Source organism: Streptomyces sp. 11x1 (assembly GCF_032598905.1).
In the GTDB taxonomy this organism is placed as follows: Bacteria; Actinomycetota; Actinomycetes; order Streptomycetales; family Streptomycetaceae; genus Streptomyces.
In genome coordinates, this window is the sequence record NZ_CP122458.1 from 5,330,794 (window position 1) to 5,353,515 (window position 22,722).

The window sequence follows — 22,722 nt, forward strand, 5'->3', positions numbered from 1 at the left end:
AAACACAGGCCGCCGGATACGACGGGATGCGGTGGTCCTCGGCGTATCCCTAGGTGCGTACGGCAGGATGTGCGGCATGCCCAGTGCAGAGACGACGCGAGTGAGCACGGACGAGCCGGAGCCGGTGCGGCCCACCAAGGAGGACGAGGTCGCTGCGACCGGCAGCGAGCTGATCGGCGGCCCGATCGGGCGCCGGGCGCTGCTCGGCACGTCCTGGTGGACGCCGGTGCGGGTCGTCGCGCTGGTGGCCATCGGCATGTTCGCGCTGGGTATGGTGCAGAAGCTGCCCTGCTACGACGGCGCATGGTTCTTCGGGGCCAGCTCCCAGTACACGCACGCCTGCTACTCGGACATCCCGCATCTGTACCAGGGGCGTGGCTTCGCGGACGGCCTCGTGCCGTACTTCGACAAGATCCCCGGCGACATGGAGTACTTGGAGTACCCGGTACTGACCGGCGTGTTCATGGAGGTCGCCGCATGGCTCACGCCGGGCAGCGGCACCATCCAGGACCAGGAGCAGTGGTACTGGATGGTCAACGCCGGGATGCTCATGGTGTGCGCGGCGGTCATCGCGGTCTGCTGCGCGCGCATTCACCGCCGGCGCCCGTGGGACGGCCTTCTGGTGGCCCTGGCGCCCGCTTTCGCCCTGACCGCCACCATCAACTGGGATCTCCTCGCGGTGGCCCTGTTGGCCGCCGCGATGCTTATGTGGTCGCGTCGGCGCCCCCTTGCCTTCGGTGTGCTGATCGGGCTCGCCACGGCCGCCAAGTTCTACCCGTTCCTGGTGCTCGGACCGCTCTTCGTGTTGTGCTGGCGAGCGGGCAAGTGGCGCGCGTTCGCGACGGCGCTGCTCGGTGCCGTCGGGGCCTGGCTCGCGGTGAACCTCCCGGTGATGCTGCTGGCACCCGACGGATGGTCGAAGTTCTACCGCTTCAGCCAGGAGCGCGGCGTGGACTTCGGTTCGTTCTTCCTCGTCATCTCGCAACGGCTCAACATCCAGATCACCGCCGAGACGGCGAACGCGTACGCGATGGTCTCGATGGTGATCGTCTGCACCGGCATCGTCGCGCTCACGCTCACCGCCCCACGCCGTCCCCGCTTCGCGCAGCTCGCCTTCCTGATCGTCGCGGCCTTCATCCTGACCAACAAGGTCTACTCGCCGCAGTACGTGCTCTGGCTGGTCCCGCTCGCCGCCCTGGCCCGGCCCCGCTGGCGGGACTTCCTGATCTGGCAGGCCTGTGAGGTGGCGTACTTCCTGGGGATCTGGATGTACCTCGCTTACACGACCAGCGGAGACGCTCACAAGGGCCTGCCTGCTGAGGGCTACCAACTCGCCATCATGGCGCACCTGTTGGGCACGCTCTACCTGTGCGTCGTCGTCGTGTGCGACATCTTCATGCCCGAGCGGGACGTGGTGCGCAGGGCCGGTGACGACGATCCCTCCGGAGGGGTCCTCGACGGCGCGGAGGATCTCCATGTGCTCGGTGCGGCCGCGCGCCCTCCGAGACACGTGCTGCCCTTCGAAGGGCCTCAGGTCGAGTGGGGAAGTCGCGGCCCAGGCGGTAGTTCGCTCTGAGCGAACAGGGCGGGAGTGGCGCCCCTGGGACGGCGCGGGGACGAACGACAAACGCGGAAGGCCGCACACGACATCGCGTGTACGGCCTTCCGCATGCGGCCTTCCGTATGCGTCCTTGCGGCGCTGATCTGCTCGGCGCTCGGCTCCTCCGCCCTTCGGAGCGGGGGGTTCAGCGGTCGACGATCCGGTCGAACTGCGTGGTGGTGTGCCGCAGATGCGCCACCAGTTCCTCACCGACCTTCGGCTCCGGGGCGTCCGACGGCACGAAGAGGATCGACACCTGCATGTGCGGAGGCTCGGCGAACCAGCGCTGCTTGCCGCCCCAGACGAACGGAGAAAGGTTCCGGTTGACCGTGGCGAGGCCCGCCCGGGCGACGCCCTTGGCGCGCGGCATGACGCCGTGCAGGGCCTTCGGGGCCTCCAGGCCCACTCCGTGCGACGTACCGCCCGCCACGACGACCAGGAAGCCGTCGGAGGCCGCCTTCTGCTGCCGGTAGCCGAAACGGTCCCCCTTGGCGACGCGGGTGACATCCAGCACCGCGCCGCGGTACTCGGTCGCCTCGTGGTCGCCCAGCCACAGCCGTGTGCCGATACGGGCCCGGAAGCGGGTCTGCGGGAATTGCTGCTGGAGGCGGATGAGATCCTCGGACTTGAGGTGGCTGACGAACATGGTGTGCAGCGGCAGACGAGCCGCTCGAAGCCGGTCCATCCAGCCGATGACCTCCTCGACGGCGTCCGAGCCGTCGGTGCGGTCCAGTGGCAGGTGGATGGCGAAGCCCTCCAGGCGCACGTTCTCTATGGCCGCGTGGAGCTGGGGCAGTTCCTGCTCGCTCACCCCGTGCCGCTTCATCGAGGACATGACCTCGATGACGACGCGGGCCCCCACGAGGCCGTACACGCCGTCGACCGACGACACGGAGCGGATGACGCGGTCGGGCAGCGGGACGGGCTCTTCGGCGCGCCGGTAGGGGGTCAGCACCAGCAGGTCGCCGCTGAACCAGTCCTTGATCCGGGCGGCCTCGTACGTGGTGCCGACGGCGAGGATGTCCGACCCGAGACGCGTGGCCTCTTCCGCCAGCTTCTCGTGCCCGAAGCCGTAGCCGTTGCCCTTGCAGACGGGGACGAGTCCCGGGAACTGCTCCTGAACGTGCTTGTGGTGTGCCCGCCAGCGCGCGGTGTCGACGTACAGTGTGAGCGCCATGGACGGTCCCGGAACCTTTCTCGTGGCTGCGGTGTATCAGATGTATGGAAGAAAAAACGGGGGCGTCAGCGGCGCGACATGTAGATGTCGAGCGCCTTGTGGAGCAGCTTGTTCAGCGGGAAGTCCCACTCACCGAGGTACTCGGCGGCCTGTCCGCCCGTGCCCACCTTGAACTGGATCAGGCCGAAGAGGTGATCCGTCTCGTCCAGCGAGTCGGAGATGCCTCGCAGGTCGTAGACGGTCGCGCCGAGGGCGTAGGCGTCGCGCAGCATGCGCCACTGCATCGCGTTCGAGGGCCGGACCTCACGGCCGATGTTGTCCGAGGCACCGTAGGAGTACCAGACGTGCCCGCCGACGACGAGCATGGTCGCCGCGGACAGGTTCACGCCGTTGTGCCGGGCGAAATAGAGCCGCATGCGGTTGGGGTCCTCGGTGTTGAGGGCCGTCCACATGCGCTGGAAGTACGACAGCGGGCGGGGCCGGAAGCGGTCGCGCACGGCCGTGATCTCGTACAGCCGCTGCCACTCCTCCAGGTCGTGATAGCCGCCTTGGACGACCTCGACCCCGGCCTTCTCGGCCTTCTTGATGTTGCGGCGCCACAGCTGGTTGAAGTTCTTGTGGACCTCTTCCAGGGACCGGTTGGCGAGCGGCACCTGGTAGACGTAGCGCGGCTGTACGTCACCGAAGCCGGCCCCGCCGTCCTCCCCCTGCTGCCAGCCCATGCGGCGCAGTTTGTCGGCGACCTCGAAGGCCCGCGGTTCGATGAAGTCGGCCTCGATGTCGCGCAGGCGCTTCACGTCCGGGTTCTGGATGCCCGCCTTGATGGAGGTGGCCTCCCAGCGCCGGATGATCACCGGCGGGCCCATCTTCACCGAGAAGGCGCCCTGGTGTTTGAGGTGCGCGAGCATCGGCTCCAGCCAGTCGGTCAGGTTCGGCGCGAACCAGTTGATGACCGGGCCTTCGGGCAGATAAGCGAGGTAGCGCTTGATCTTGGGCAACTGGCGGTACAGCACCAGGCCGGCGCCGACCATCTCGCCCGTCCTGTCGTCGAACCACCCGAGGTTCTCGGAGCGCCACTCGGCCTTGACGTCGGCCCAGGCCGGGACCTGCATGTGGCTAGCCGAGGGCAGGCTCTGGATGTATGCCAGATGCTGCTCACGGCTGATCGTCCTCAGGGTCAGGCTCATTCGGGGCGCTCCTCGGGCTGGTGTGTCCCCATGGGTACAGGGGCTCCGGCTCTCGCGCCGAAGCCTACTGCGCCCTGCGGGCGCCCCGAATGGCTGTATGGAACCTGGAAGCCCGCCCAGCACGTGGTCAGGACGTCAGGTGGTGATATTCGGCCGCTTGGTCCGATGTGAGACCACGGACAGCATGGCGCACCGGCCGCCGACCGTTCGACCGGGGCGGCGGAGTCAGCCGATGACCCCGCCGAAGAGACCCCCGTGGGCCATGCCGAGGAAGAATCCGACGGCCGAGGCACCGAGACCCACGATCAGGCCGAAGCGCTCACGGGTCGTCTCCGAGATGAACTGCCCGTACGCGCCGGTCAGAATTCCCACCAGGCCCGTCCAGGAACTGAGCAGGTGCAGATGGTGGAACATCGCCGTGATGAAAGAGACCGCCCCGAGGACGAGCGTCACGGCAAGCAGGGTGTCCTGCACTGGGTGAGGTTTGTCGTCGGTGGCGAACAAGGAGCCGGCGATGTTGGGTCGCAATGTCTGTGCCATGGGGCACCTCCTGCGGAAGGCGGCGCATCGTAGCGCCATACACACCCGATGTGTACAGATTGACGGTCACCGCCACCTGATTTCAACCGGAAGCGGGTGTGCGGGTAGTCTGTACCGTCTGCACCGGTGTCTGCCCAGGCCATGACAGGGATCCCCCACGGGACCCCCGATTGTCAGTGGCTGCCGATACCGTTGCGTACGCATCACAACCCTCCTGCCACGGAACGACCGTGGCCGCTGAGTCCAAAGGAGGTGGGTTCCACATGCGTCACTACGAGGTGATGGTCATCCTCGACCCCGATCTGGAGGAGCGCGCTGTCGCCCCCCTGATCGAGAACTTCCTCTCCGTCGTCCGTGAGGGCAACGGAAAGGTCGAGAAGGTCGACACCTGGGGCCGTCGTCGTCTCTCGTACGAGATCAAGAAGAAGCCTGAGGGCATCTACTCGGTCATCGACCTGCAGGCCGAGCCTGCGGTCGTCAAGGAGCTCGACCGCCAGATGAACCTGAACGAGTCGGTCCTCCGGACCAAGGTCCTCCGCCCCGAGACCCACTGAGCCTTCCCGCTCAGTCGTTCCCGGGATCCGAGTAGCAGCACAAGCAGCCAGCAGCAAACCCGCCGAGAGGTTCCCCCATGGCAGGCGAGACCGTCATCACGGTCGTCGGCAATCTTGTCGACGACCCCGAGCTGCGCTTCACCCCTTCCGGTGCGGCGGTCGCGAAGTTCCGTGTCGCGTCCACCCCCCGCACCTTCGACCGTCAGACCAACGAGTGGAAGGACGGCGAGAGCCTGTTCCTGACCTGCTCGGTCTGGCGTCAGGCGGCGGAGAACGTCGCCGAGTCGCTCCAGCGAGGCATGCGCGTCATCGTGCAGGGTCGGCTGAAGCAGCGGTCCTACGAGGACCGTGAGGGCGTCAAGCGCACGGTCTACGAGCTGGACGTCGAGGAAGTCGGCGCCAGCCTGCGCAGTGCCACGGCCAAGGTCACCAAGACCGCCGGCGGTGCCGGCCGCGGTGGCCAGGGCGGTTACGGCGGAGGTGGCGGTGGCGGCCAGGGTGGCGGCGGCTGGGGCGGTGGCCCCGGCGGCGGTCAGCAGGGCGGCGGCGCTCCCGCCGACGACCCGTGGGCCAGCGGCGCTCCCGCCGGTGGCAACCAGGGTGGCGGCGGCTGGGGCGGAAGCTCCGGCGGCGGTGGCGGCTACTCGGACGAGCCCCCCTTCTAAGCCCTCGTGGCCGGGATCACCGGCCTTCGAGGTCGAGGGCGGGGCCGTACCCCAAACTTCTTGATCACACAGGAGATACACCATGGCGAAGCCGCCTGTGCGCAAGCCGAAGAAGAAGGTCTGCGCTTTCTGCAAGGACAAGGTCACGTACGTGGACTACAAGGACACGAACATGCTGCGGAAGTTCATTTCCGACCGCGGCAAGATCCGTGCCCGCCGCGTGACCGGCAACTGCACGCAGCACCAGCGTGACGTCGCCACGGCCGTCAAGAACAGCCGTGAGATGGCGCTGCTGCCCTACACGTCCACCGCACGATAAGGGAAGGGTGACCGACACATGAAGATCATCCTCACCCACGAGGTCTCCGGCCTCGGCGCTGCCGGCGACGTCGTCGACGTCAAGGACGGCTACGCTCGCAACTACCTGATCCCGCGGAAGTTCGCTATCCGCTGGACCAAGGGCGGCGAGAAGGACGTCGAGCAGATCCGTCGTGCTCGCAAGATCCACGAGATCCAGACCATCGAGCAGGCCAACCAGATCAAGGGTCAGCTCGAGGCTGTCAAGGTTCGTCTGGCCGTCCGCTCCGGCGACGCCGGTCGTCTCTTCGGTTCCGTCACCCCGGCCGACATCGCTTCCGCGATCAAGGCTTCCGGTGGCCCCGAGGTCGACAAGCGCCGCATCGAGCTGGCTGCTCCGATCAAGACGCTGGGCGCTCACGAGACGTCCGTGCGTCTGCACCCCGAGGTTGCCGCCAAGGTCAACATCGAGGTCATCGCGGCCTAAGGGCCGCGCTCGCTGAAGCGACGTATGGGGCCGCACCCTGCGAAGGGTGCGGCCCCATACGCATGACGCGGCGATGTTTCACGTGAAACGGAGCGGACTTCGGCGGGTTCTCGGCGGGGAGCATCCCCCGGAACTCAGCGCGTCGCACCTGTGACGATCCAGAGCCCGGACCGGGACCGCAGCCACAGGGTCAGCATGCGGGTCGCCATCATCAGCGTCATGGCGCCCCAGAGGGCGGTCAGACCACCGCCGAAGGTGGGGACGAGCAGCGCGGTCGGGACGAAGACCGCCAGGGTGAGGAGCATGGCCCAGGCCAGGTAGGGGCCGTCTCCCGCGCCCATCAGTACTCCGTCGAGCACGAAGACGACGCCGGAGATCGGCTGGGCGAGCGCCACCACGACCAGAGCGGGCAGTGCCGCTTCCTGAACCGTCGGATCGCTCGTGAAGATGGGGATGAACAAGGGACGGGCGGCGACCACCAGGAGTCCGAGCACGGAACCCGTGGCGACTCCCCACTGGACCATCCGGCGGCAGGCATCGCGGGCTCCTTGGGCGTCGCTCGCACCGAGGTAGCGGCCGATGATGGCCTGTCCGGCGATGGCGATCGCGTCCAGGGCGAAGGCGAGCAAGCTCCAGAGCGAGAGGATGATCTGGTGTGCGGCGATGTCCTCGTCCCCGAGCCGGGCGGCCACCGCGGTGGCGATCATGAGGATCGCCCGCAGCGAGAGCGTACGGACCAGCAGGGGCACCCCCGCCTGGGCCGAGGCTCGTATGCCGGCGATGTCCGGACGCAGCGAGGCGCCGTGTCTGTGGGCACCACGGATCACGACCCAGAGATATGCGGCGGCCATGCCGAGTTGGGCGACGACCGTGCCCCAGGCGGATCCCGCGATACCGAGGTCGGCCCCATAGACGAGGCCCGCGTTCAATACACCGTTGGCGACGAACCCCGCCACGGCGACGTAGAGCGGTGTCTTCGTGTCCTGGAGGCCACGCAGGACGCCCGTGGCGGCGAGCACGACGAGCATGGCCGGGATGCCGAGGGCCGAGATCCGTAGATAGGTCGTGGCGTAGGGAGCCGCAGTGTCCGAGGCCCCGAAGAGGGACACGAGGGTGGGGGCCATGGGGACGACCACGGAGACGACAGCTGCTCCCAGCAGCAGGGCCAGCCAGATACCGTCCAGGCCCTGACGGATGGCGGCCCGTAGATCTCCCGCTCCCACGCGGCGGGCGACGGCGGCCGTGGTGGCGTAGGCGAGGAAGACGAAGACGCTCACCGCGGTGACGAGGAGGGCTGAGGCGACTCCAAGACCGGCCAGTTGGGCGGTGCCGAGGTGGCCGACGATGGCGGTGTCGACCATGAGGAAGAGCGGCTCCGCGACGAGCGCGCCGAAGGCCGGAACGGCCAGCGTGATGATCTCTCGATCGTGCCGACGCCGGGCGGCCTTGGTGGTCTCGGAAGCCTGTGTCATGAGCACCAATCTAATCTTCCACAGGTAAGAGATGCAAAGCACTTGCAGTCATTACATGCTGCCTGGTCGGGTGCGTTCTCGTGCGCCGATCTTGATGATCTTGATCCGGTCGAGAAAGTTTTTCTTCTGCACAGCCCGTGGATGGTAAATGTGCAGGTCAGAACGGTGGTGAACCTATGGCGCGGTTCTTGTTCACAGGCCTGTCCACCGAGTCGTGCACAGGTTTTGCAGAGTTCTCCACAGCATCTGGCCCGTCGTCCACATGGCCTGTGGATAACCAGATTGGCTGACGGTGCCGACGGGCCTACGGTGGTGCGGCGCCCACTCCCTGGCTGATCGCGGAAACCTCGCAAAACCGACGCGCCAGAACCGGAGTTGGGCCTCTCATTTGTCAGTGTCGTGCCGTAGAAATGAGAAGCACGGCGAGGTCCGCTCGGCGGACGGGAGGAGGTCGCTCGGTGAGCATTTCCGAGCCCCTGGACGACCCGTGGGCCGACAGCGGGCCCAGTGATCGTCTGCCCCCTTCCCGCCGGCGTCCGGACGGAGACCGGAGCAGGGACGAGCGGCACGACCGGGGCCGGGACAACCGGGAGTGGGACGGCGGGGGTTCGGCCTTCGAACGCGTACCGCCGCAGGACCTCGACGCCGAGCAGTCCGTCCTCGGCGGCATGCTGCTGTCCAAGGACGCCATCGCCGACGTGGTCGAGATCCTCAAGGGGCCCGACTTCTACAAGCCGGCTCATGAAACCATCTACCAGGCGATCCTCGACGTCTATGCCAAGGGCGAGCCCGCCGACCCCATCACCATCGCCGCCGAGCTCACCAAGCGCGGCGAGATCACCAAGGTGGGCGGCGCCTCCTATCTGCACACGCTCGTCCAGACGGTGCCGACGGCGGCGAACGCCGAGTACTACGCAGAGATCGTCCACGAGCGCGCCGTCCTGCGCCGCCTGGTCGAGGCAGGCACCCGCATCACCCAGATGGGATACGCGGCCGACGACGACGTGGACGAGATCGTCAACAGGGCCCAGGCGGAGATCTTCGCGGTCACCGAGCAGCGCACGACCGAGGACTATCTGCCGCTCGGCGACATCATGGAGGGCGCGCTCGACGAGATCGAGGCGATCGGTTCGCGGTCGGGGGAGATGACCGGTGTGCCGACCGGCTTCACGGATCTCGACCAGCTCACCAACGGTCTGCACCCGGGTCAGATGATCATCATCGCGGCCCGTCCCGCCATGGGTAAGTCCACGCTGGCGCTGGACTTCGCGCGAGCCTGCTCGATCAAGCACAACATGCCGAGCGTGATCTTCTCGCTCGAGATGGGGCGCAACGAGATCGCGATGCGTCTGCTGTCGGCGGAGGCGCGCGTGGCCCTTCACCATATGCGGTCCGGCACGATGACCGACGAGGACTGGACGCGCCTGGCCCGCCGGATGCCGGACGTGTCGGCCGCGCCGCTCTACATCGACGACTCCCCGAACCTGTCGATGATGGAGATCCGCGCCAAGTGCCGGCGCTTGAAGCAGCGCAACGACCTGAAGCTCGTCATCATCGACTATCTGCAGCTCATGCAGTCCGGCGGCAAGCGGTCCGAGAGCCGTCAGCAGGAAGTCTCGGACATGTCGCGAAACCTGAAGCTACTGGCCAAGGAGCTGGAGCTGCCGGTGATCGCCCTGTCACAGCTCAACCGTGGCCCCGAGCAGCGTACGGACAAGAAGCCCATGGTCTCCGACCTGCGTGAGTCGGGATCGATCGAGCAGGACGCGGACATGGTGATCCTGCTGCACCGCGAGGACGCCTACGAGAAGGAGTCGCCGCGCGCCGGCGAGGCCGACATCATCGTGGGCAAGCACCGTAACGGTCCGACGGCCACGATCACGGTCGCTTTCCAGGGCCACTACTCGCGGTTCGTGGACATGGCACAGACCTGACCGGGCGAAATGCGCTCGACTCCCGGTGCCGGGCCCGGTGGACTGAGCTCATGACAACACCTCATGAAGAGCTGCTCCCCGCCACACGCCGGGCACTGCTGCACCGCATCGCCGTCGCCCAGACCGAGGGGCGGGCTCCGTCTCTGGTCGCCGCGGTGGTCCGGGGCGGGGAGACGGTGTGGAAAGGGGCGCGAACCTCGGTGGCCGGGCACGGGCCGGACGCGAACGTGCAGTACCGGATCGGTTCGATCACCAAGACCTTCACCGCTGTTCTGGTCATGCGGCTCCGTGACGAGGGCGTGCTGGACCTCGGCGATCCGCTGGAGAAGCACCTGCCCGGGACAGGCGCGGGGGAGGCGACCATCGCCGAACTGCTCGCGCACACAGGGGGATTGGCGGCGGAGTCTCCTTCGCCCTGGTGGGAGCGGACGTCAGGGTCCCTGCGCCCAGAGCTCGCCGACGTTCTCGGGGAGCAGCCCCATCGCCATCCCGTAGGCCGTCGCTTCCACTACTCCAACCCCGGGTTCACGCTCCTCGGCGCGCTCGTCGAGGAGCTGCGAAATGCTCCCTGGGAAGAGGTCCTGCGACGCGAGGTGCTCGAACCCCTCGGCCTGCGCCGCACGACCTGGCACCCGGAGGCGCCGCACGCCGGTGGCTGGGCCGTGCACCCCTGGGCGGACGTGATGCTGCCGGAGCAGGTCGAGGACCTGGGCCGTATGGGCCCGGCCGGTCAACTCTGGTCCACGACAGGTGACTTGGCGCGGTTCGCGGCTTTCCTGGCCAAGGGGGACGAGCGGGTGCTGAGCGCGGAGTCGGTCCTGGAGATGCGGACGCCGGCCGCGCCGGGGGAGGCCGCCGATGTGGCGGCCGGAGCGGCGTACGGGCTCGGGATGCAGTTGCAGCACCGTGACGGCCGGCTCCTCGTCGGTCATGGGGGCTCGGTGCCGGGTTTCCTCGCCCAGCTGACCATCAGCGTCGAGGACGATGTGGCAGCCGTGGTGCTGACCAACTGCACCTCCGGGCCGGCGCTGTCGGAGGTGGCCGCCGACCTCGTACGCATCGTGGCGGAGGCCGAGCCGCGGATCCCCGAGCCGTGGCGGCCGCTGACCGAAGTGGACCGATCGGTCCTGGAGTTGGTCGGACCTTGGTACTGGGGGACGTACAGCTTCGTGCTGCGGCTCACCGCCGGGGAAGGTCTCTCGCTGGAGCCGCTTGCCGCGACTCTGCGCTGTGCTCGTTTCCGACGGAACGACGACGGCAGCTGGACGGGGCTCAACGGCTACTTCGCCGGAGAGCTCCTGCGGGCCGTACGAGGGCCCGACGGGGCGGTGAGCCACCTGGACCTCGGATCGTTCGTGTTCACGCGTCAGCCGTACGCCGAGGGGGCTCCGGTGCCCGGCGGAGTGGATCCCGAGGGCTGGCGGGGCATCGCATAGCCCGTATCTGCGGCTGTGAGGGGCTCGTCCTGTGATGTTTCACGTGAAACGCGACGCGACAGCCCTTCACGGGCGCCGTCTCAGAGGGGCAGCTTGAAACCCACGTGGGTGGCCTGGAATCCGAGCCGCTCGTAGAAGCGGTGGGCTTCGGTGCGCGTGACATCGGACGTCAGCTGCACCAACTGGCAGCCCTCTGCTCGTGATGCGTCGATCGCCCACTCGATGAGCTGTGTTCCGAGTCCGGTGCCGCGCTCATCGGCGTGCACCCGTACGCTTTCGATGATCGCGCGGGTGGAGCCGCGTCTGGAGAGCCCTGGAACGATCGTCAGTTGGAGTGTGCCGACGACACGGCTCTGACGGACGGCGACCACCACGTGTTGGTGGGGGTCATCACTGAGGCGCTCCAGGGCGGTGAGGTAGGGGGCCAGATCGTCCGGTGATTCGCGCTGGGCGCCCAAAGGATCGTCGGCCAGCATCGCGACGATCTCGGGGACGTCGTCCTCGGTCGCTGGGCGAATGTCCAGATCTCCCATGCCCGCACCCTACGCGGACACGTTCAGCGACTCCACGACGCGGACGAGGGGGGCCAGTGCGGGGTTCTCGGCGGCCGCGTTCAGAGCCTCGCGCAGAGCGGTGTCATTGGTGGGGCGTGCTGCCGCGAGGAGGCGCAGACCCGCCTCGGAGACATCGGTGTAGATACCCCGACGGTCGGTCGGGCACAGATAGCGGGAGAGCAGTCCGCGATCCTCGAGCCGAGTGACCAGACGGGTGGTCGCGCTCTGGCTGAGGACGACCGCGTCGGCGACCTGCTTCATCTGCAGGTGCCCGCCCTCACCGTCGTGCTGGCGACTGAGCACATCGAGCAGCGAGTACTCGCGCACGCTCAGGTCGTGCCCGGCCTGGAGTGCGCGCTCGATGTGGGCCTCGATCCTCCCGTGCAACAGGGAAAGGGCGCACCAGCCCTGGGCGAGGGCGGTGAGCGCGGGATCTGTGGCTGTCATCGATAGTCCCTCCGTCCCGAAGCATCGTCCCCAGGATAGGCCACCCCTGCAACTGTCGGCAGACGCATATATAGCGCGTATGCAACTATTGTGTACGCTGGTAAAGCGCTCATGCAGTCTTTCGGAAGGTGTACGCCCTCATGCCTCTCGCGCTTCTGGCTCTTGCGATCGGGGCCTTCGGTATCGGTACGACCGAGTTCGTGATCATGGGAGTCCTGCCCGAGGTCGCCGGCGACTTCGGTGTATCCATCCCGGCCGCGGGGTTCCTCGTGACCGGATACGCACTCGGTGTCGTGCTCGGAGCGCCGATCATGACCGCCCTGGGCACGCGGGTGTCTCGCAAGCGCATGCTCATACTGCTGATGGTCCTGTTCGTCATGGGCAACCTGCTCTCCACGCTCGCCCCCTCCTACTCCGTCATGCTCCTCGGGCGTGTGGTCGCCTCTCTCGCGCACGGGGCCTTCTTCGGTATCGGCTCGGTGGTCGCGGCCGACCTCGTCGCCCCGGACCGGAAGGCCGGTGCTCTCGCCATGATGTTCAGCGGTCTGACCGTCGCCAACGTCGTCGGTGTTCCCCTGGGCACGCTGATCGGACAGTCCGTCGGCTGGCGGGTCACTTTCGCCGCAGTCACGGCACTGGGCGTCGTCGGGCTACTGGGCATCGCCCGTCTGCTTCCCGAGATGCCCAGGCCGGAAGAGGTCCGCCTCAGGCACGAGCTGGCGGCGTTCAAGAACGTCCAGGTGCTGCTGGCCATGGCGATGACGGTGCTGGGCTTCGGTGGGGTCTTCGCAGCGGTCACCTACGTCGCGCCGATGATGACGCGTGTCGCCGGCTTCGCCGACTCCTCCGTCACCTGGCTCCTCGTCCTCTTCGGCCTCGGCATGGTCGGTGGCAACCTGGTCGGCGGCAAGTACGCGGACCGTGCGCTTATGCCCATGCTGTACGTCTTGCTGGGCGGCCTGGCTGTCGTCCTCGCCCTGTTCTCCTTCACCGCTCACGACAAGATCGCGGCCGCTGTCACCCTCACGCTGGTCGGCGCACTCGGCTTCGCGACCGTGCCGCCGCTGCAGAAGAGGGTCCTCGACCAGGCGCATGGCGCACCCACCCTGGCCTCGGCTGTGAACATAGGTGCCTTCAACCTCGGCAACGCGCTCGCCGCCTGGCTCGGCGGCCTGGTCATCGACGCGGGCCTCGGCTACACGGCACCCAACTGGGTCGGAGCCGCACTCGCCGTGAGCGCACTCGTGCTGGCCTTCGTCGCGACAGCGCTGGAGCGCGGGGAGAGCGCCCCCGGCAAGGGTGTCGCCCGATCTGCGGGAGCGGACGCCCGGTCGGCACCTGCCCACCACTGACGGTCGGCGGGACGAGGCTGCGGAGTACCGGCCTCAACCCGCTGCCACGGTCAGTGGCGCGTAGCGCCGGGTCCAGTCACCCGGCAGCTCAGGGATCCCGTACGTCATCACGGAGTTGAAGGCGATCGACGCCAGACCGCGGTCCTTCACCCATGTCAGCAGTTCCTCGTGGCGAACGTCGATGTCGGTGCGCAATTGCAGATCCGTGTGGGCGGCGAGGGAAGCGATGAGCGCCTTCGCCACCTCGGTGTCACGGGCGATCAGCGGACCGACGACCTGGTTGTCGAGGTTGGGCCAGGCGGCCGCGTATCCGATGATCTCGCCGTTCTCCTCCGCGACGTGCAGTTGGTCGGAGAACGCGGGGAGCCGGGTGAGGATGTGGGTCCGGTCCGTGCCGAAGACCTCTTCGTCGAGCCGAAGGATCGTGGTGAGATCCCCGGCCGTGGCCGGACGGGTGGAGACCGCAGGGTCCGGTCCTCCTGCCGTGAAGTGCCCGCGCACCATCTCGGCCCGTCCGGCGACCTTGAAGCCGAGCTCTTCGTAGAGCGGGCGTCCGTTCGGAGTGGCGTGCAGCGTCAGCGGTGTCGTGCCCATCTCCGCGAGGACATGGCGCATCAGGCGGCGACCGATGCCCTGGCGGGAATGCCGCTCGGCGACCAGCACCATGCCGATCGCCCCCAGAGCCGGGCGGCCCGCCGGGCCGTATTCGGTGACCACGCAGGCGGTGATCAGCCCGCCCTCGGGGTCATCGATGCCATATCCGGTGCCGGCCGACAGCAGCAGCCCCCACTTGTGCTCCTCGCGAGGCCAGCCCCGGTCCTCGGACAAGTCGGCGCAGGCGGTGAGATCGCGAGGCGTCAGACGGCGGATGGGCACAAGGGTGGGGGAAGGTGTCGGCACGCAGGTCAGGCTGTCCGACACGCGCCCCCGTCGTCCACTGGTTTGCTGTCGACGTGCGCTGTTCTGGCCATCTCGTGCACAACCGAACAGCGTGTGGACGGATGTTTCACGTGAAACATCCGTCTGCGGGCATACCCGCACAGGCGTGGCTGCGTAGGCACTCGGCGGCAGGATCTGTGGGATGCCTATGAATGAGTATGGCGCGCCCGGTAATTGAAGGAATCACTGATTCGCGCCAGTTGAATTCCCGGTACTGCCAGGGGGGACTTGTGTGTGACGGCCCTGCCGGTAGGGTCGAGTCCGGTTCGTGTCCGAAGCGAGATGCAGTTGTCTCATGGTGGGGGTACGAACGCAGCTCAATGCAGCCTAACCGGACAGGGAGATCGAGAACCTGCGTTTTCCGCTACGAGGCGGGGGCGTTCGCGCGCTATGGAACGCTGCCGTGGGTGCTGCGGCTCACGTCACACTCTCATCTACTTGTCCGTACGGAGCGGGATTCCGGGTTGAATGTGGCCGCATTGGTCGACGGGGAACGAACGGGGAATGCAAGGCCGTCCGCGGGGGAAACGTGCGACTTCCGGCTGGAGGGCGTACGCAGATCGACCGAAAGATGTTCGAGGCGAGGCAGACCATGGACGCTCCGACCACCACGTCGGCCGGCAACGGTACTTCGGGGGACGCTGACGGAGGCGGTTGGTTCACGCCTCGCACATCGCCGCCACTCCCTGGCGGGGACCAGGAACCAGACGGCAACCGCCTCGCAGGCCTGCGGCCCGTGGGCCGCTCCCAGGAGCCACCGACCGGCGTGCGGCACCACCGGGAAGGCGCGGCGCGGGAGCGAATACAGACCGGCGCGGGCCTTCCTCCCAGCACCCCACTCAGCCCTCCACCCGCCCCGGACCACGGCACCGAGCACTCCGTCTTCGACCCGCGCGTGCCGGACGAGCCCGCCGGACAGACGGCGCCCCCCTCCCCCGATGCCGTTCTGATCCGGCGGACCATGGCCGAGGTCGGACCGGTCGCCGACAAGGTCACCTCGTACTTCTACGCGCTGCTCTTCGTCCAGCACCCCGAACTGCGGTCGATGTTCCCCCCGGCCATGGACGCCCAGCGCGACCGCTTGCTCAAGGCACTGCTGACCGCTGCCGAGCACGTCGACAACACTCCCGTCCTCGTCGACTACCTGCAGAGCCTCGGCCGTGGCCATCGCAAGTACGGGACCCAGGCCGAGCACTACCCGGCGGTCGGCGAGTGTCTGATCGGTGCGCTGAGCCGGTACGCCAAGGGGATCTGGGACGAGGAGACCGAGGCCGCCTGGGTCAGGACGTACACGACGATCTCCCAGGTGATGATCGACGCGGCGGCCGCGGACGAGCTGCGTTCCCCGCCCTGGTGGCTCGCCGAGGTCGTCTCGCACGATCTGAGAACGGCGGACACAGCGATCCTCACCGTCCGCCCGAACCAGCCGTACCCCTTCCTCGCCGGGCAGTACACGAGCCTGGAGACCCCTTGGTGGCCGCGGATCTGGCGGCACTACTCCTTCGCCTCGGCGCCCCGCTCGGACGGGTTGCTGTCGTTCCATGTGAAGGCGATCTCCGCGGGCTGGGTCTCCAACTCGCTCGTGCACCGCGCCCGGCCCGGTGACGTGCTGCGACTGGGACCGCCGGCCGGCGCGATGACCGTCGATCACAGCAGCGACAGCGGCCTGCTCTGTCTTGGCGGGGGCACCGGGATAGCGCCGATCAAGGCCATCGTGGAGGACGTGGCCGAACATGGACGGCACCGTCCCGTCGAGGTCTTCTACGGCGCCCGCACGGGCCAGGACCTCTATGACCTGGACACGCTGCTACGGCTGCAGCAGAGCAACTCGTGGCTCGAGGTCCGCCCGGTCGTGGACAAGCACGGACTGCTGCAACTGCCCGACGCCATACGGGACCACGGGCCCTGGAACGGGTACGACGCCTACCTCTCCGGACCGCCCGGCATGATCCGCAGCGGTGTGGACGCCTTGAAGGCCGCCGGTATCTCCGCCGACCGCATACGCCACGACTCGGTGGAGGAACTGGTGGCGGCGGGGGACTGACACCCGGGACAAGCCGAGCGGCTGACGGCGGAGACCGAGCGAGCGGCTGGTCTTCGGCGGTCGTCCGCGGACGCTCAGCCGAGGTCGGGCGCGTGCATCGCCCGTACACCCTCGATGTTCCCGTCCAGGTAGTGCCGCAGGGACAACGGGACGAGGTGTACGGAGGCGATGCCGACCCGGGTGAAGGGGATGCGCACGATCTCGTACTCCCCGAGTGGCTCGTCCACCTCGGGGCCGTGTCGCTTGGAGGGGTCCATGGACTCCAGGTGACAGACGAAGAAGTGCTGGACCTTCACCCCTGTGGCGCCGCCGTCCTCACCGATGTGCTCGACGGTGTCCACGAAACAGGGCACCACATCGGTGATCTTGGCGCCGAGTTCCTCGTGCACTTCGCGGTGCAACGCGTCGACGACCGTGGTGTCCTCCGGCTCGACACCGCCGCCCGGCGTGAGCCAGTAGGGATCCATGCCCGGCTTGGTCCGCTTGATCAGGATCAGGTCGTCGCCGTCGAGCAGAACGGCGCGGGCGGTGCGCTTGACCACGGGTCGTACGGTCATGGGAGAAATGTGGCCCCGCATGTTCCACGTGAAACATCACCGGCGCGAGGAAGAAGGGCACCCCGGCGCTCACGGTCGGTCCGCGATCGGCTCTCCCCTCCGCCCAGGGGTTCCAAGGTGGTCTCAGGACCAGTTCGCCGCGGTGTCCAGCAGCCACTCGTGCGCCCGCGCGATGTGCGGCATGGCCAGGGTGCCGGTACGGACCACCAGGAAATAGGTTCGCAACGGGGGCACCGCGGGTTCCAGGAGCGTGACGAGGTCACCGCGCTCCAGGGCGGAAGCGCACAGGTAACGGGGAACCACGGCCAGTCCGGCGCCCGAGACGGCGCAGCCGACGACCGCGCGCAGGTCCGGGACGACGACGGTCCCGGAGGCGGCGGGCCGCGCGTCGAAGACCGAGGCCCAGTAGCGGGCGATGAAGGGCAGTGACTCGTGTACCTCGACGAGCGGAAGCTCCTCCAGCGCGTGCGCCTCCTTGCGCCCCGGCCGGCCCGGACCGATCACGTCCGCCCAGTGCGGGGCGGCGACCAGGACGTGCTCCTCGTCGCAGAGGGGGGCCGCGGTGAGAAGGGCACCACGCGGCTGGGCGGTCGTGATGGCCAGGTCGTGGTGTCCGGCGGCGAGGCCCGCCAGCGCCTCGTCCGAGTTTCCGAAGGAGACCCGGAGCGCGAAGCCCTGGCCGTCGTCGCCCTTCAGTTCGGTGAGCGCGGGCAGGGCCCGCTCGGCGGTGAACTCCGGAGGGCCGGCGAGATGGAGGGTCCGTAAGGACGACTCGTCGTCGAGGCCGGTCTCGGCGATCTCCACCAGCGCGTCGAGATGCGGCGCAGCCTTGTGTGCGAGTTCGTCGCCGATGGTCGTCGGTGTCACGCCCCGGGCCCTGCGGAGGAAGAGCGGGCGGCCCAACTGGCGCTCCAGCGTGCGTATCTGGGAGGTGACGGCCGGCTGCGAGAGACCGAGCAGAGCGGCGGCGCGAGTGAAGGAACCGGCCCGGTGCACGGTCACGAACGTCCGCAGTAAGGCCAGATCCATGGTCGCCTCCCACGTCGCCTCCGGAGCGCCCAACTATAAATAAGTCGATAGGTTTCTGTCGCTACTGTGATTGGACACTGACACAGAGTCAACTAGCCTTGGTCGCGCGGTTCTTCGCGCGCGGAACCGGGGACGGTCCGAGCCACGAGGGGGGAGGCTCGGACCGTCCGTTGTACGTAGCGCGGTACTAGTAGTGCTTGGTCAGGTTCACTCGCCGGTGGCGTGTCCGTTTGATCGCTTGTTCCGTTGACCTGTTGTGATGGGTGGGGAGCTTGCCGCGGTCCGATGTGATCTGGAGGACTTCGCGGCAGAGATGTTCGAGCCGTTCGCGCGGGCGGATCAACGCCGGTGGGGAACGGTCTATCTGCGGGGCCTGCTGCTGGACGGGCGGCGCAAGTCGGTGGAACCGATGGCCGCCCGCCTGGGCGAGGACGGCAACCGGCAGGCCCTGGCGAACTTCATCACCACCAGCCCGTGGGACGCGGCGCATGTCCGCGCCCGCCTGGCCTGGCGGATGCAGCAGGTGGTCAAGCCGACCGCGCTGATCGTGGATGACACAGGCTTCCTCAAGGACGGGGACGCCTCGGCGTGTGTGGCCCGGCAGTACACCGGCACCGCGGGCAAGGTCACCAACTGTCAGGCCGGGGTGTCCCTGCACCTGGCCTCCGACGACGCGTCGGCTGCTGTCGACTGGCGTCTGTTCCTGCCCGAGAGCTGGGATCCCGCCTCGTCCAAGGCCGATCCGGGCAAGGTGGCCCGCCGCACCACGTGCGGCATCCCCACCGACGTCGGACACGTCGAGAAGTGGCAGCTGGCCCTGGACATGATCGACGAGACCAGGTCGTGGGGCATCGACGTCCCGATCGTCGTCGCCGACGGCGGTTACGGCGATACCGCAGCCTTCCGGCTGGGCCTGGAAGAACGCGGGCTCGGCTACGCGGTCGGCATCTCCACCACGACCACCGCCCACCCGGAAACGGCACGGCCGCATACCCCGCCCTACGGCGGTCGCGGCCCTCGGCCCCAGCCGGTTTATCCCGAGGCGGCCAGGACGGTGAAGAAGCTGGTCATCGAGGCCGGCAAGCAGACAGCCCGGCCGGTGCAGTGGCGGGAAGGCTCCCGCCCGGGCAGCGGCCGCAGCGGCGTCAAGCGCATGTACTCCCGCTTCGTGGCCCTGCGCGTGCGGCCCGCCGGACGCGAGATCCGCAAAGCCTGCGACGGCCCGGAACTGCCCGTCTGCTGGCTGCTGGCCGAATGGCCCGCCGACCAGCCCGAACCCGTCCAGTTCTGGCTGTCCAACCTTCCCGCCGACACGGCGCTGGCCACCCTCGTGCGCACCGCGAAACTACGCTGGCGCATCGAGCACGACTACCGCGAGATGAAGCAGACCCTGGGCCTGGCCCACTTCGAAGGCCGCACCTGGCGAGGCTGGCACCACCACGTCACCCTCGTCTCCGTCGCACACGCCTTTTGCACCCTTCAGCGCATCACCCGGTCCCCAAAAGAGACGGCGCCGGCCTGAGCCTCTACCAGGTCGCCCGCGAACTGCAGCTACTCCTCGCGGTCTGGACCGGCGCCTGCCCCACCTGTCACCGCAACATGCCAGAACCGATACCGACCTGACCAAGCACTACTAGTCGGTAGCAACAGCGAGCGCTCGTAGCACGTCCGCCACGAGATCGTCCGTGTCCTCCGCGCCGGCCGAGAACCGGATGAAGCCTTCCGGAACCGCGTCACCTCCCCAACGGCCGCGTCGCTCGGCGGTGGAGCGCACCCCGCCGAAGCTCGTGGCGTCGTCCACGAGGCGCAGCGCGTCGAGGAATCGGTCGGCACGCGCGCGCGTGGGCAACTCGAACGACACCACACACCCGTAGCGCCGCATCTGCTGCGAGGCGATCTTGTGCGAGGGGTCGTCGGGAAGTCCCGGATAGCGCACCCCGGTGACCTCGGGGCGGCCCTTGAGCGCCTCGGCCACCGCCAGGGCGTTGACGTTCTGCCGTTCGGCACGTAGCTGGAGCGTGGCGAGCGAGCGGTGCGCGAGCCAGGCCTCCATCGGCCCCGGGATCGCACCGACGATCTTGCGCCATCGCCTCACACCGGCCATGAGCGCCGGGTCGCGTCCGGCGACGTACCCGAGCAGGACGTCCCCGTGGCCGGTCAACTGCTTCGTTCCGCTGGCCACGGCGAAGTCGGCGCCCAGATCCAGCGGGCGCTGTCCGAGCGGTGTCGCCAGTGTGTTGTCGACGGCCACGAGACACCCTCGCGCGCGTGCCGCTTCGCTGAGCCGGCGCACGTCGCACACGTCCAGCCCGGGGTTCGACGGTGTCTCGATCCACAGCAGCCTGGCGCCGTCCAGGGCGTCGAGCTGGGCGTCGCCGCCCGTCGGCGCGCTGCGCACCTCGACGCCGTACGACCGCAGCTGGTCACCGGCCAGTGGCAGGACGTTGTAGCCGTCGCTCGGCAGGACGATGACGTCCCCGGAGCGGACCTGGGAGAAAAGGACGGACGAGATGGCGGCCATGCCGGAGGCGAAGGCGACCGTCTCGACGTCGTCGTGCCCGGGGGCCTCCAGTTCGCCGATGGCGCGTTCCAGAAGCGTCCAGGTGGGGTTCTGGTCGCGTCCGTAGGCGTACGGGCCCGTGGGCTCGCCCGGCAGGTGGTAGTGGGCGGCGAAGACCGGCCCGGGGAGGGTGGGCTCGTGCTTGACGGGCTCGGGCAGGCCGGCGCGCACCGCGCGGGTGCCCTCGCCGGGGCCCGATTCGGGGTTCTCGGTGCTCACGCGGCCCCTACCTCCATGTTCTCCCGTACGGCGGCCAGCAGACCTGGGCTCGCGGCCTCCACGAGTTCCAGACACTCCTCGAATCCGTCCATGCCCCCGTAGTAGGGGTCCGGAACGTCGAGGTCGCCTCCGGCGGCGGGGTCGTAGGAGCGCAGGAGGCGGACCTTGTCCGCGTCCGCCGCCGTCGGCGCGAGGCGGCGCAGGGCCTTGAAGTGACCTTCGTCGAGGGCAATGACGAGGTCCAGGCGGGCGAACCAAGAGACCTGGAACTGTCGGGCCGTGTGGACGCCCTCGTAGCCGTTCGACTCCAGGACGGATGCCGTGCGCGGGTCGGCGGCGTCGCCCTCGTGCCAGCCCCCGGTGCCCGCACTGTCGACCTCCACCAGCTCGCCGAGCCCCGCTTCTTCGACATGGGCGCGGAAGACGGACTCGGCCATCGGGGAACGGCAGATGTTGCCGGTGCAGACGAAGCAGACTCGGTACGTCATGGCGGACCCTCAGTCCCCGTCGGGCAGGACGAGGGAGAGCGCCCACGAGACGATCGAGATGATCAGGCCGCCGAGCACGGCGGTCCAGAAGCCCTCCACGTGGAAGCTCAGGTCGAGGACGTCGGCCAGCCAGGAGGTGAGCAGTAGCATCAAGGCGTTCACGACCAGCGTGAACAGGCCGAGCGTGAGTATGAACAGGGGGAGGGTCAACAGGCGCACGAGCGGCTTGACCAGCGCGTTCACCAGGCCGAAGACGAGGGCGACCAGCAGCAGCGTGCCGACCTTCTTGCCCGTGCTGTCCCCGGTCAGCGTGATCTTGTCGACCAGCCACACCGCGACCGCCAGGGCGCCGGCGTTGGCGATCGTCTTGACTAGGAAATTCATCATGTGTCTGATCGTGGCAGAAGCGATCGGTACGAGTACTGGGCAGGGGCGACTAAGTCGATGAAGGCATTCCGGTTGGATGAGCTGGAGGCGGAGCGTGCCGCCAACGACGGTGCCTATCTGCAGTTCCTGCGCGAGCGGAACATGTCGGTCGGTCTGTACGCGCTCGATGCCGGTGAGCTCGATCCGCAGAGGCCGCACAGCCAGGACGAGGTGTACCTCGTCGTGAGCGGCCGTGCCTCGCTCACGGTGGGGCTGGAGACGACCCAGGTGGCACGCGGCAGTGTCGTGTACGTGCCGGCCGGGGTCGCCCACAAGTTCCACCACATCACCGAGGACCTGAGGGTCGTGGTGGTGTTCTCTCCGCCGGAGGGCTGACGTCCGCTTCGGCGTTCCCTAGGGGGACGATCAGGGACGGACAAGGGATGCGAAGCCCCCGGAACACCCTCGCACCGCCATAGCATCGATGACAGGACAGCAGAAGGCCCGGAATCAGTGTCCCGGTGGCGGGCGACGGGTGGAGACACAAGGAGCAAGGGCGATGCGGGAGATCTTCGAGGGGATGCCGTGGTGGGTGAAGTGGATCGCGGTGCCGGTCATCGCCCTGCTGGTGTTCGGAGGGCTGATAGTCAGTGTTGTCCAGGTCGTGGTGGGCCTGCTCTTCAAGGCGCTGATCTTCGTGGCGCTGGTCGGCGGACTGATCTACGTCGTCAGGAAGTTCACGGCGGGATCCTCGTCACGCGGCGACTGGTGAGGCGTCAGCGCCGTGCAACGGCTGTGGCGTGAGTGGGTGAGCCCGG

24 protein-coding genes are annotated in these 22,722 nt (G+C 68.1%); 12 read left to right on the plus strand and 12 right to left on the minus strand.

Features of this window, described 5'->3' with window-relative positions:
* The first annotated feature begins 67 nt into the window (after nt 1-67).
* Nucleotides 68-1,576 (plus strand): glycosyltransferase 87 family protein, encoded by a 1,509-nt coding sequence (locus P8T65_RS23325; protein ID WP_316727208.1) that lies wholly within the window; start codon nt 68-70, stop codon nt 1,574-1,576.
* Between the two features lie 169 nt (nt 1,577-1,745).
* On the opposite strand, the gene P8T65_RS23330 is transcribed toward P8T65_RS23325, so the two are convergent.
* The 3 genes from P8T65_RS23330 to P8T65_RS23340 form a co-directional block, all read right to left on the minus strand.
* Complete coding sequence (locus P8T65_RS23330; RefSeq protein ID WP_033530670.1) at nt 1,746-2,777, minus strand: alanine racemase; 1,032 nt, start codon at nt 2,775-2,777, stop codon at nt 1,746-1,748.
* 65 nt (nt 2,778-2,842) lie between these two features.
* Nucleotides 2,843-3,964 carry a peptidoglycan bridge formation glycyltransferase FemX gene (gene femX, locus P8T65_RS23335; RefSeq protein ID WP_184906387.1) on the minus strand — a complete coding sequence of 374 codons (1,122 nt, stop codon included), beginning with the start codon at nt 3,962-3,964 and terminating at the stop codon, nt 2,843-2,845.
* A 225-nt stretch (nt 3,965-4,189) separates the two neighbouring features.
* Nucleotides 4,190-4,504: a hypothetical protein gene (locus P8T65_RS23340; RefSeq protein WP_005482944.1), complete on the minus strand. Its 315-nt coding sequence runs from the start codon at nt 4,502-4,504 to the stop codon at nt 4,190-4,192.
* A gap of 263 nt (nt 4,505-4,767) precedes the next feature.
* On the opposite strand from P8T65_RS23340, the gene rpsF reads away from it, so the two are divergent.
* From rpsF to rplI, 4 genes are all read left to right on the plus strand, one after another.
* Nucleotides 4,768-5,058 (plus strand): 30S ribosomal protein S6, encoded by a 291-nt coding sequence (rpsF, locus tag P8T65_RS23345; RefSeq protein WP_005482942.1) that lies wholly within the window; start codon nt 4,768-4,770, stop codon nt 5,056-5,058.
* 77 nt (nt 5,059-5,135) lie between these two features.
* Entirely contained in the window at nt 5,136-5,723 is a 588-nt protein-coding gene (locus P8T65_RS23350; protein ID WP_215456920.1) for a single-stranded DNA-binding protein, read from the plus strand.
* 82 nt (nt 5,724-5,805) lie between these two features.
* On the plus strand, nt 5,806-6,042 hold the full coding sequence (gene rpsR / locus P8T65_RS23355; protein WP_003949403.1) for a 30S ribosomal protein S18: 237 nt from the start codon (nt 5,806-5,808) through the stop codon (nt 6,040-6,042).
* A gap of 18 nt (nt 6,043-6,060) precedes the next feature.
* Complete coding sequence (gene rplI, locus P8T65_RS23360; protein WP_184906394.1) at nt 6,061-6,507, plus strand: 50S ribosomal protein L9; 447 nt, start codon at nt 6,061-6,063, stop codon at nt 6,505-6,507.
* A gap of 134 nt (nt 6,508-6,641) precedes the next feature.
* Here the strand turns inward: rplI and P8T65_RS23365 are convergent, their stop codons facing one another.
* Nucleotides 6,642-7,988, minus strand: coding sequence for an MATE family efflux transporter (locus P8T65_RS23365; RefSeq protein ID WP_399099836.1), 1,347 nt, complete (start codon nt 7,986-7,988; stop codon nt 6,642-6,644).
* A gap of 449 nt (nt 7,989-8,437) precedes the next feature.
* Between P8T65_RS23365 and dnaB the strand changes: the two genes are divergently transcribed.
* Entirely contained in the window at nt 8,438-9,913 is a 1,476-nt protein-coding gene (dnaB, locus tag P8T65_RS23370) for a replicative DNA helicase (RefSeq protein WP_184906398.1), read from the plus strand.
* 50 nt (nt 9,914-9,963) lie between these two features.
* Nucleotides 9,964-11,349, plus strand: a complete 1,386-nt coding sequence (locus tag P8T65_RS23375; RefSeq protein ID WP_316727210.1) for a serine hydrolase domain-containing protein — start codon at nt 9,964-9,966, stop codon at nt 11,347-11,349.
* An 80-nt stretch (nt 11,350-11,429) separates the two neighbouring features.
* On the opposite strand, the gene P8T65_RS23380 is transcribed toward P8T65_RS23375, so the two are convergent.
* Both P8T65_RS23380 and P8T65_RS23385 read right to left on the minus strand, forming a co-directional pair.
* The gene (locus P8T65_RS23380) at nt 11,430-11,882 is read right to left on the minus strand and encodes a GNAT family N-acetyltransferase (protein WP_316727211.1); all 453 of its coding nucleotides are present in this window, start codon (nt 11,880-11,882) and stop codon (nt 11,430-11,432) included.
* A gap of 9 nt (nt 11,883-11,891) precedes the next feature.
* Nucleotides 11,892-12,350: a MarR family transcriptional regulator gene (locus tag P8T65_RS23385; protein ID WP_316727212.1), complete on the minus strand. Its 459-nt coding sequence runs from the start codon at nt 12,348-12,350 to the stop codon at nt 11,892-11,894.
* A 140-nt stretch (nt 12,351-12,490) separates the two neighbouring features.
* Between P8T65_RS23385 and P8T65_RS23390 the strand changes: the two genes are divergently transcribed.
* Nucleotides 12,491-13,702, plus strand: coding sequence for an MFS transporter (locus P8T65_RS23390; RefSeq protein WP_316727213.1), 1,212 nt, complete (start codon nt 12,491-12,493; stop codon nt 13,700-13,702).
* A 33-nt stretch (nt 13,703-13,735) separates the two neighbouring features.
* Here P8T65_RS23390 and P8T65_RS23395 read toward each other — a convergent pair whose 3' ends face one another.
* On the minus strand, nt 13,736-14,602 hold the full coding sequence (locus P8T65_RS23395; RefSeq protein WP_316727214.1) for a GNAT family N-acetyltransferase: 867 nt from the start codon (nt 14,600-14,602) through the stop codon (nt 13,736-13,738).
* A 610-nt stretch (nt 14,603-15,212) separates the two neighbouring features.
* Here P8T65_RS23395 and P8T65_RS23400 point away from each other — a divergent pair.
* A complete protein-coding gene (locus P8T65_RS23400) occupies nt 15,213-16,685 on the plus strand; it encodes a globin domain-containing protein (RefSeq protein WP_316727216.1) in 1,473 nt (490 codons plus the stop codon).
* A 74-nt stretch (nt 16,686-16,759) separates the two neighbouring features.
* Here the strand turns inward: P8T65_RS23400 and P8T65_RS23405 are convergent, their stop codons facing one another.
* Together P8T65_RS23405 and P8T65_RS23410 are read right to left on the minus strand one after the other, a co-directional pair.
* A complete protein-coding gene (locus tag P8T65_RS23405; RefSeq protein WP_316727217.1) occupies nt 16,760-17,242 on the minus strand; it encodes an NUDIX hydrolase in 483 nt (160 codons plus the stop codon).
* 123 nt (nt 17,243-17,365) lie between these two features.
* Complete coding sequence (locus tag P8T65_RS23410; protein WP_316727218.1) at nt 17,366-18,271, minus strand: LysR family transcriptional regulator; 906 nt, start codon at nt 18,269-18,271, stop codon at nt 17,366-17,368.
* A 259-nt stretch (nt 18,272-18,530) separates the two neighbouring features.
* Between P8T65_RS23410 and P8T65_RS23415 the strand changes: the two genes are divergently transcribed.
* Nucleotides 18,531-19,793 carry an IS701 family transposase gene (locus P8T65_RS23415; protein WP_198655123.1) on the plus strand — a complete coding sequence of 421 codons (1,263 nt, stop codon included), beginning with the start codon at nt 18,531-18,533 and terminating at the stop codon, nt 19,791-19,793.
* Nucleotides 19,794-19,904: 111 nt separating this feature from the next.
* Here the strand turns inward: P8T65_RS23415 and P8T65_RS23420 are convergent, their stop codons facing one another.
* From P8T65_RS23420 to P8T65_RS23430, 3 genes are read right to left on the minus strand one after another with little or no spacing between them, the layout of a single operon-like run.
* The gene (locus tag P8T65_RS23420; RefSeq protein ID WP_184906410.1) at nt 19,905-21,050 is read right to left on the minus strand and encodes a cystathionine gamma-lyase; all 1,146 of its coding nucleotides are present in this window, start codon (nt 21,048-21,050) and stop codon (nt 19,905-19,907) included.
* Nucleotides 21,047-21,538 carry a low molecular weight protein-tyrosine-phosphatase gene (locus P8T65_RS23425; RefSeq protein ID WP_316727219.1) on the minus strand — a complete coding sequence of 164 codons (492 nt, stop codon included), beginning with the start codon at nt 21,536-21,538 and terminating at the stop codon, nt 21,047-21,049. Before P8T65_RS23425 ends, P8T65_RS23420 begins: the two co-directional genes overlap by 4 nt.
* 9 nt (nt 21,539-21,547) lie before the next feature.
* Entirely contained in the window at nt 21,548-21,925 is a 378-nt protein-coding gene (locus tag P8T65_RS23430; protein WP_316727220.1) for a phage holin family protein, read from the minus strand.
* A gap of 57 nt (nt 21,926-21,982) precedes the next feature.
* On the opposite strand from P8T65_RS23430, the gene P8T65_RS23435 reads away from it, so the two are divergent.
* Nucleotides 21,983-22,300 carry a cupin domain-containing protein gene (locus P8T65_RS23435; protein ID WP_033530837.1) on the plus strand — a complete coding sequence of 106 codons (318 nt, stop codon included), beginning with the start codon at nt 21,983-21,985 and terminating at the stop codon, nt 22,298-22,300.
* 163 nt (nt 22,301-22,463) lie between these two features.
* Nucleotides 22,464-22,676, plus strand: a complete 213-nt coding sequence (locus P8T65_RS23440) for a DUF5326 family protein (RefSeq protein ID WP_316727221.1) — start codon at nt 22,464-22,466, stop codon at nt 22,674-22,676.
* Nucleotides 22,677-22,722: the final 46 nt, after the last annotated feature.

Excerpts from the sequence above, each read along its gene's own strand:
- P8T65_RS23325 (WP_316727208.1), top strand. The coding sequence starts at position 68 with ATGTGCGGCATGCCCAGTGCAGAGACGACGCGAGTGAGCACGGACGAG.
- P8T65_RS23330 (WP_033530670.1), bottom strand. The coding sequence starts at position 2,777 with ATGGCGCTCACACTGTACGTCGACACCGCGCGCTGGCGGGCACACCAC.
- femX (WP_184906387.1), bottom strand. The coding sequence starts at position 3,964 with ATGAGCCTGACCCTGAGGACGATCAGCCGTGAGCAGCATCTGGCATAC.
- P8T65_RS23340 (WP_005482944.1), bottom strand. The coding sequence starts at position 4,504 with ATGGCACAGACATTGCGACCCAACATCGCCGGCTCCTTGTTCGCCACC.
- rpsF (WP_005482942.1), top strand. The coding sequence starts at position 4,768 with ATGCGTCACTACGAGGTGATGGTCATCCTCGACCCCGATCTGGAGGAG.
- P8T65_RS23350 (WP_215456920.1), top strand. The coding sequence starts at position 5,136 with ATGGCAGGCGAGACCGTCATCACGGTCGTCGGCAATCTTGTCGACGAC.
- rpsR (WP_003949403.1), top strand. The coding sequence starts at position 5,806 with ATGGCGAAGCCGCCTGTGCGCAAGCCGAAGAAGAAGGTCTGCGCTTTC.
- rplI (WP_184906394.1), top strand. The coding sequence starts at position 6,061 with ATGAAGATCATCCTCACCCACGAGGTCTCCGGCCTCGGCGCTGCCGGC.
- P8T65_RS23375 (WP_316727210.1), top strand. The coding sequence starts at position 9,964 with ATGACAACACCTCATGAAGAGCTGCTCCCCGCCACACGCCGGGCACTG.
- P8T65_RS23380 (WP_316727211.1), bottom strand. The coding sequence starts at position 11,882 with ATGGGAGATCTGGACATTCGCCCAGCGACCGAGGACGACGTCCCCGAG.
- P8T65_RS23385 (WP_316727212.1), bottom strand. The coding sequence starts at position 12,350 with ATGACAGCCACAGATCCCGCGCTCACCGCCCTCGCCCAGGGCTGGTGC.
- P8T65_RS23390 (WP_316727213.1), top strand. The coding sequence starts at position 12,491 with ATGCCTCTCGCGCTTCTGGCTCTTGCGATCGGGGCCTTCGGTATCGGT.
- P8T65_RS23400 (WP_316727216.1), top strand. The coding sequence starts at position 15,213 with ATGTTCGAGGCGAGGCAGACCATGGACGCTCCGACCACCACGTCGGCC.
- P8T65_RS23405 (WP_316727217.1), bottom strand. The coding sequence starts at position 17,242 with ATGACCGTACGACCCGTGGTCAAGCGCACCGCCCGCGCCGTTCTGCTC.
- P8T65_RS23410 (WP_316727218.1), bottom strand. The coding sequence starts at position 18,271 with ATGGATCTGGCCTTACTGCGGACGTTCGTGACCGTGCACCGGGCCGGT.
- P8T65_RS23415 (WP_198655123.1), top strand. The coding sequence starts at position 18,531 with ATGGGTGGGGAGCTTGCCGCGGTCCGATGTGATCTGGAGGACTTCGCG.
- P8T65_RS23425 (WP_316727219.1), bottom strand. The coding sequence starts at position 21,538 with ATGACGTACCGAGTCTGCTTCGTCTGCACCGGCAACATCTGCCGTTCC.
- P8T65_RS23430 (WP_316727220.1), bottom strand. The coding sequence starts at position 21,925 with ATGATGAATTTCCTAGTCAAGACGATCGCCAACGCCGGCGCCCTGGCG.
- P8T65_RS23435 (WP_033530837.1), top strand. The coding sequence starts at position 21,983 with ATGAAGGCATTCCGGTTGGATGAGCTGGAGGCGGAGCGTGCCGCCAAC.
- P8T65_RS23440 (WP_316727221.1), top strand. The coding sequence starts at position 22,464 with ATGCGGGAGATCTTCGAGGGGATGCCGTGGTGGGTGAAGTGGATCGCG.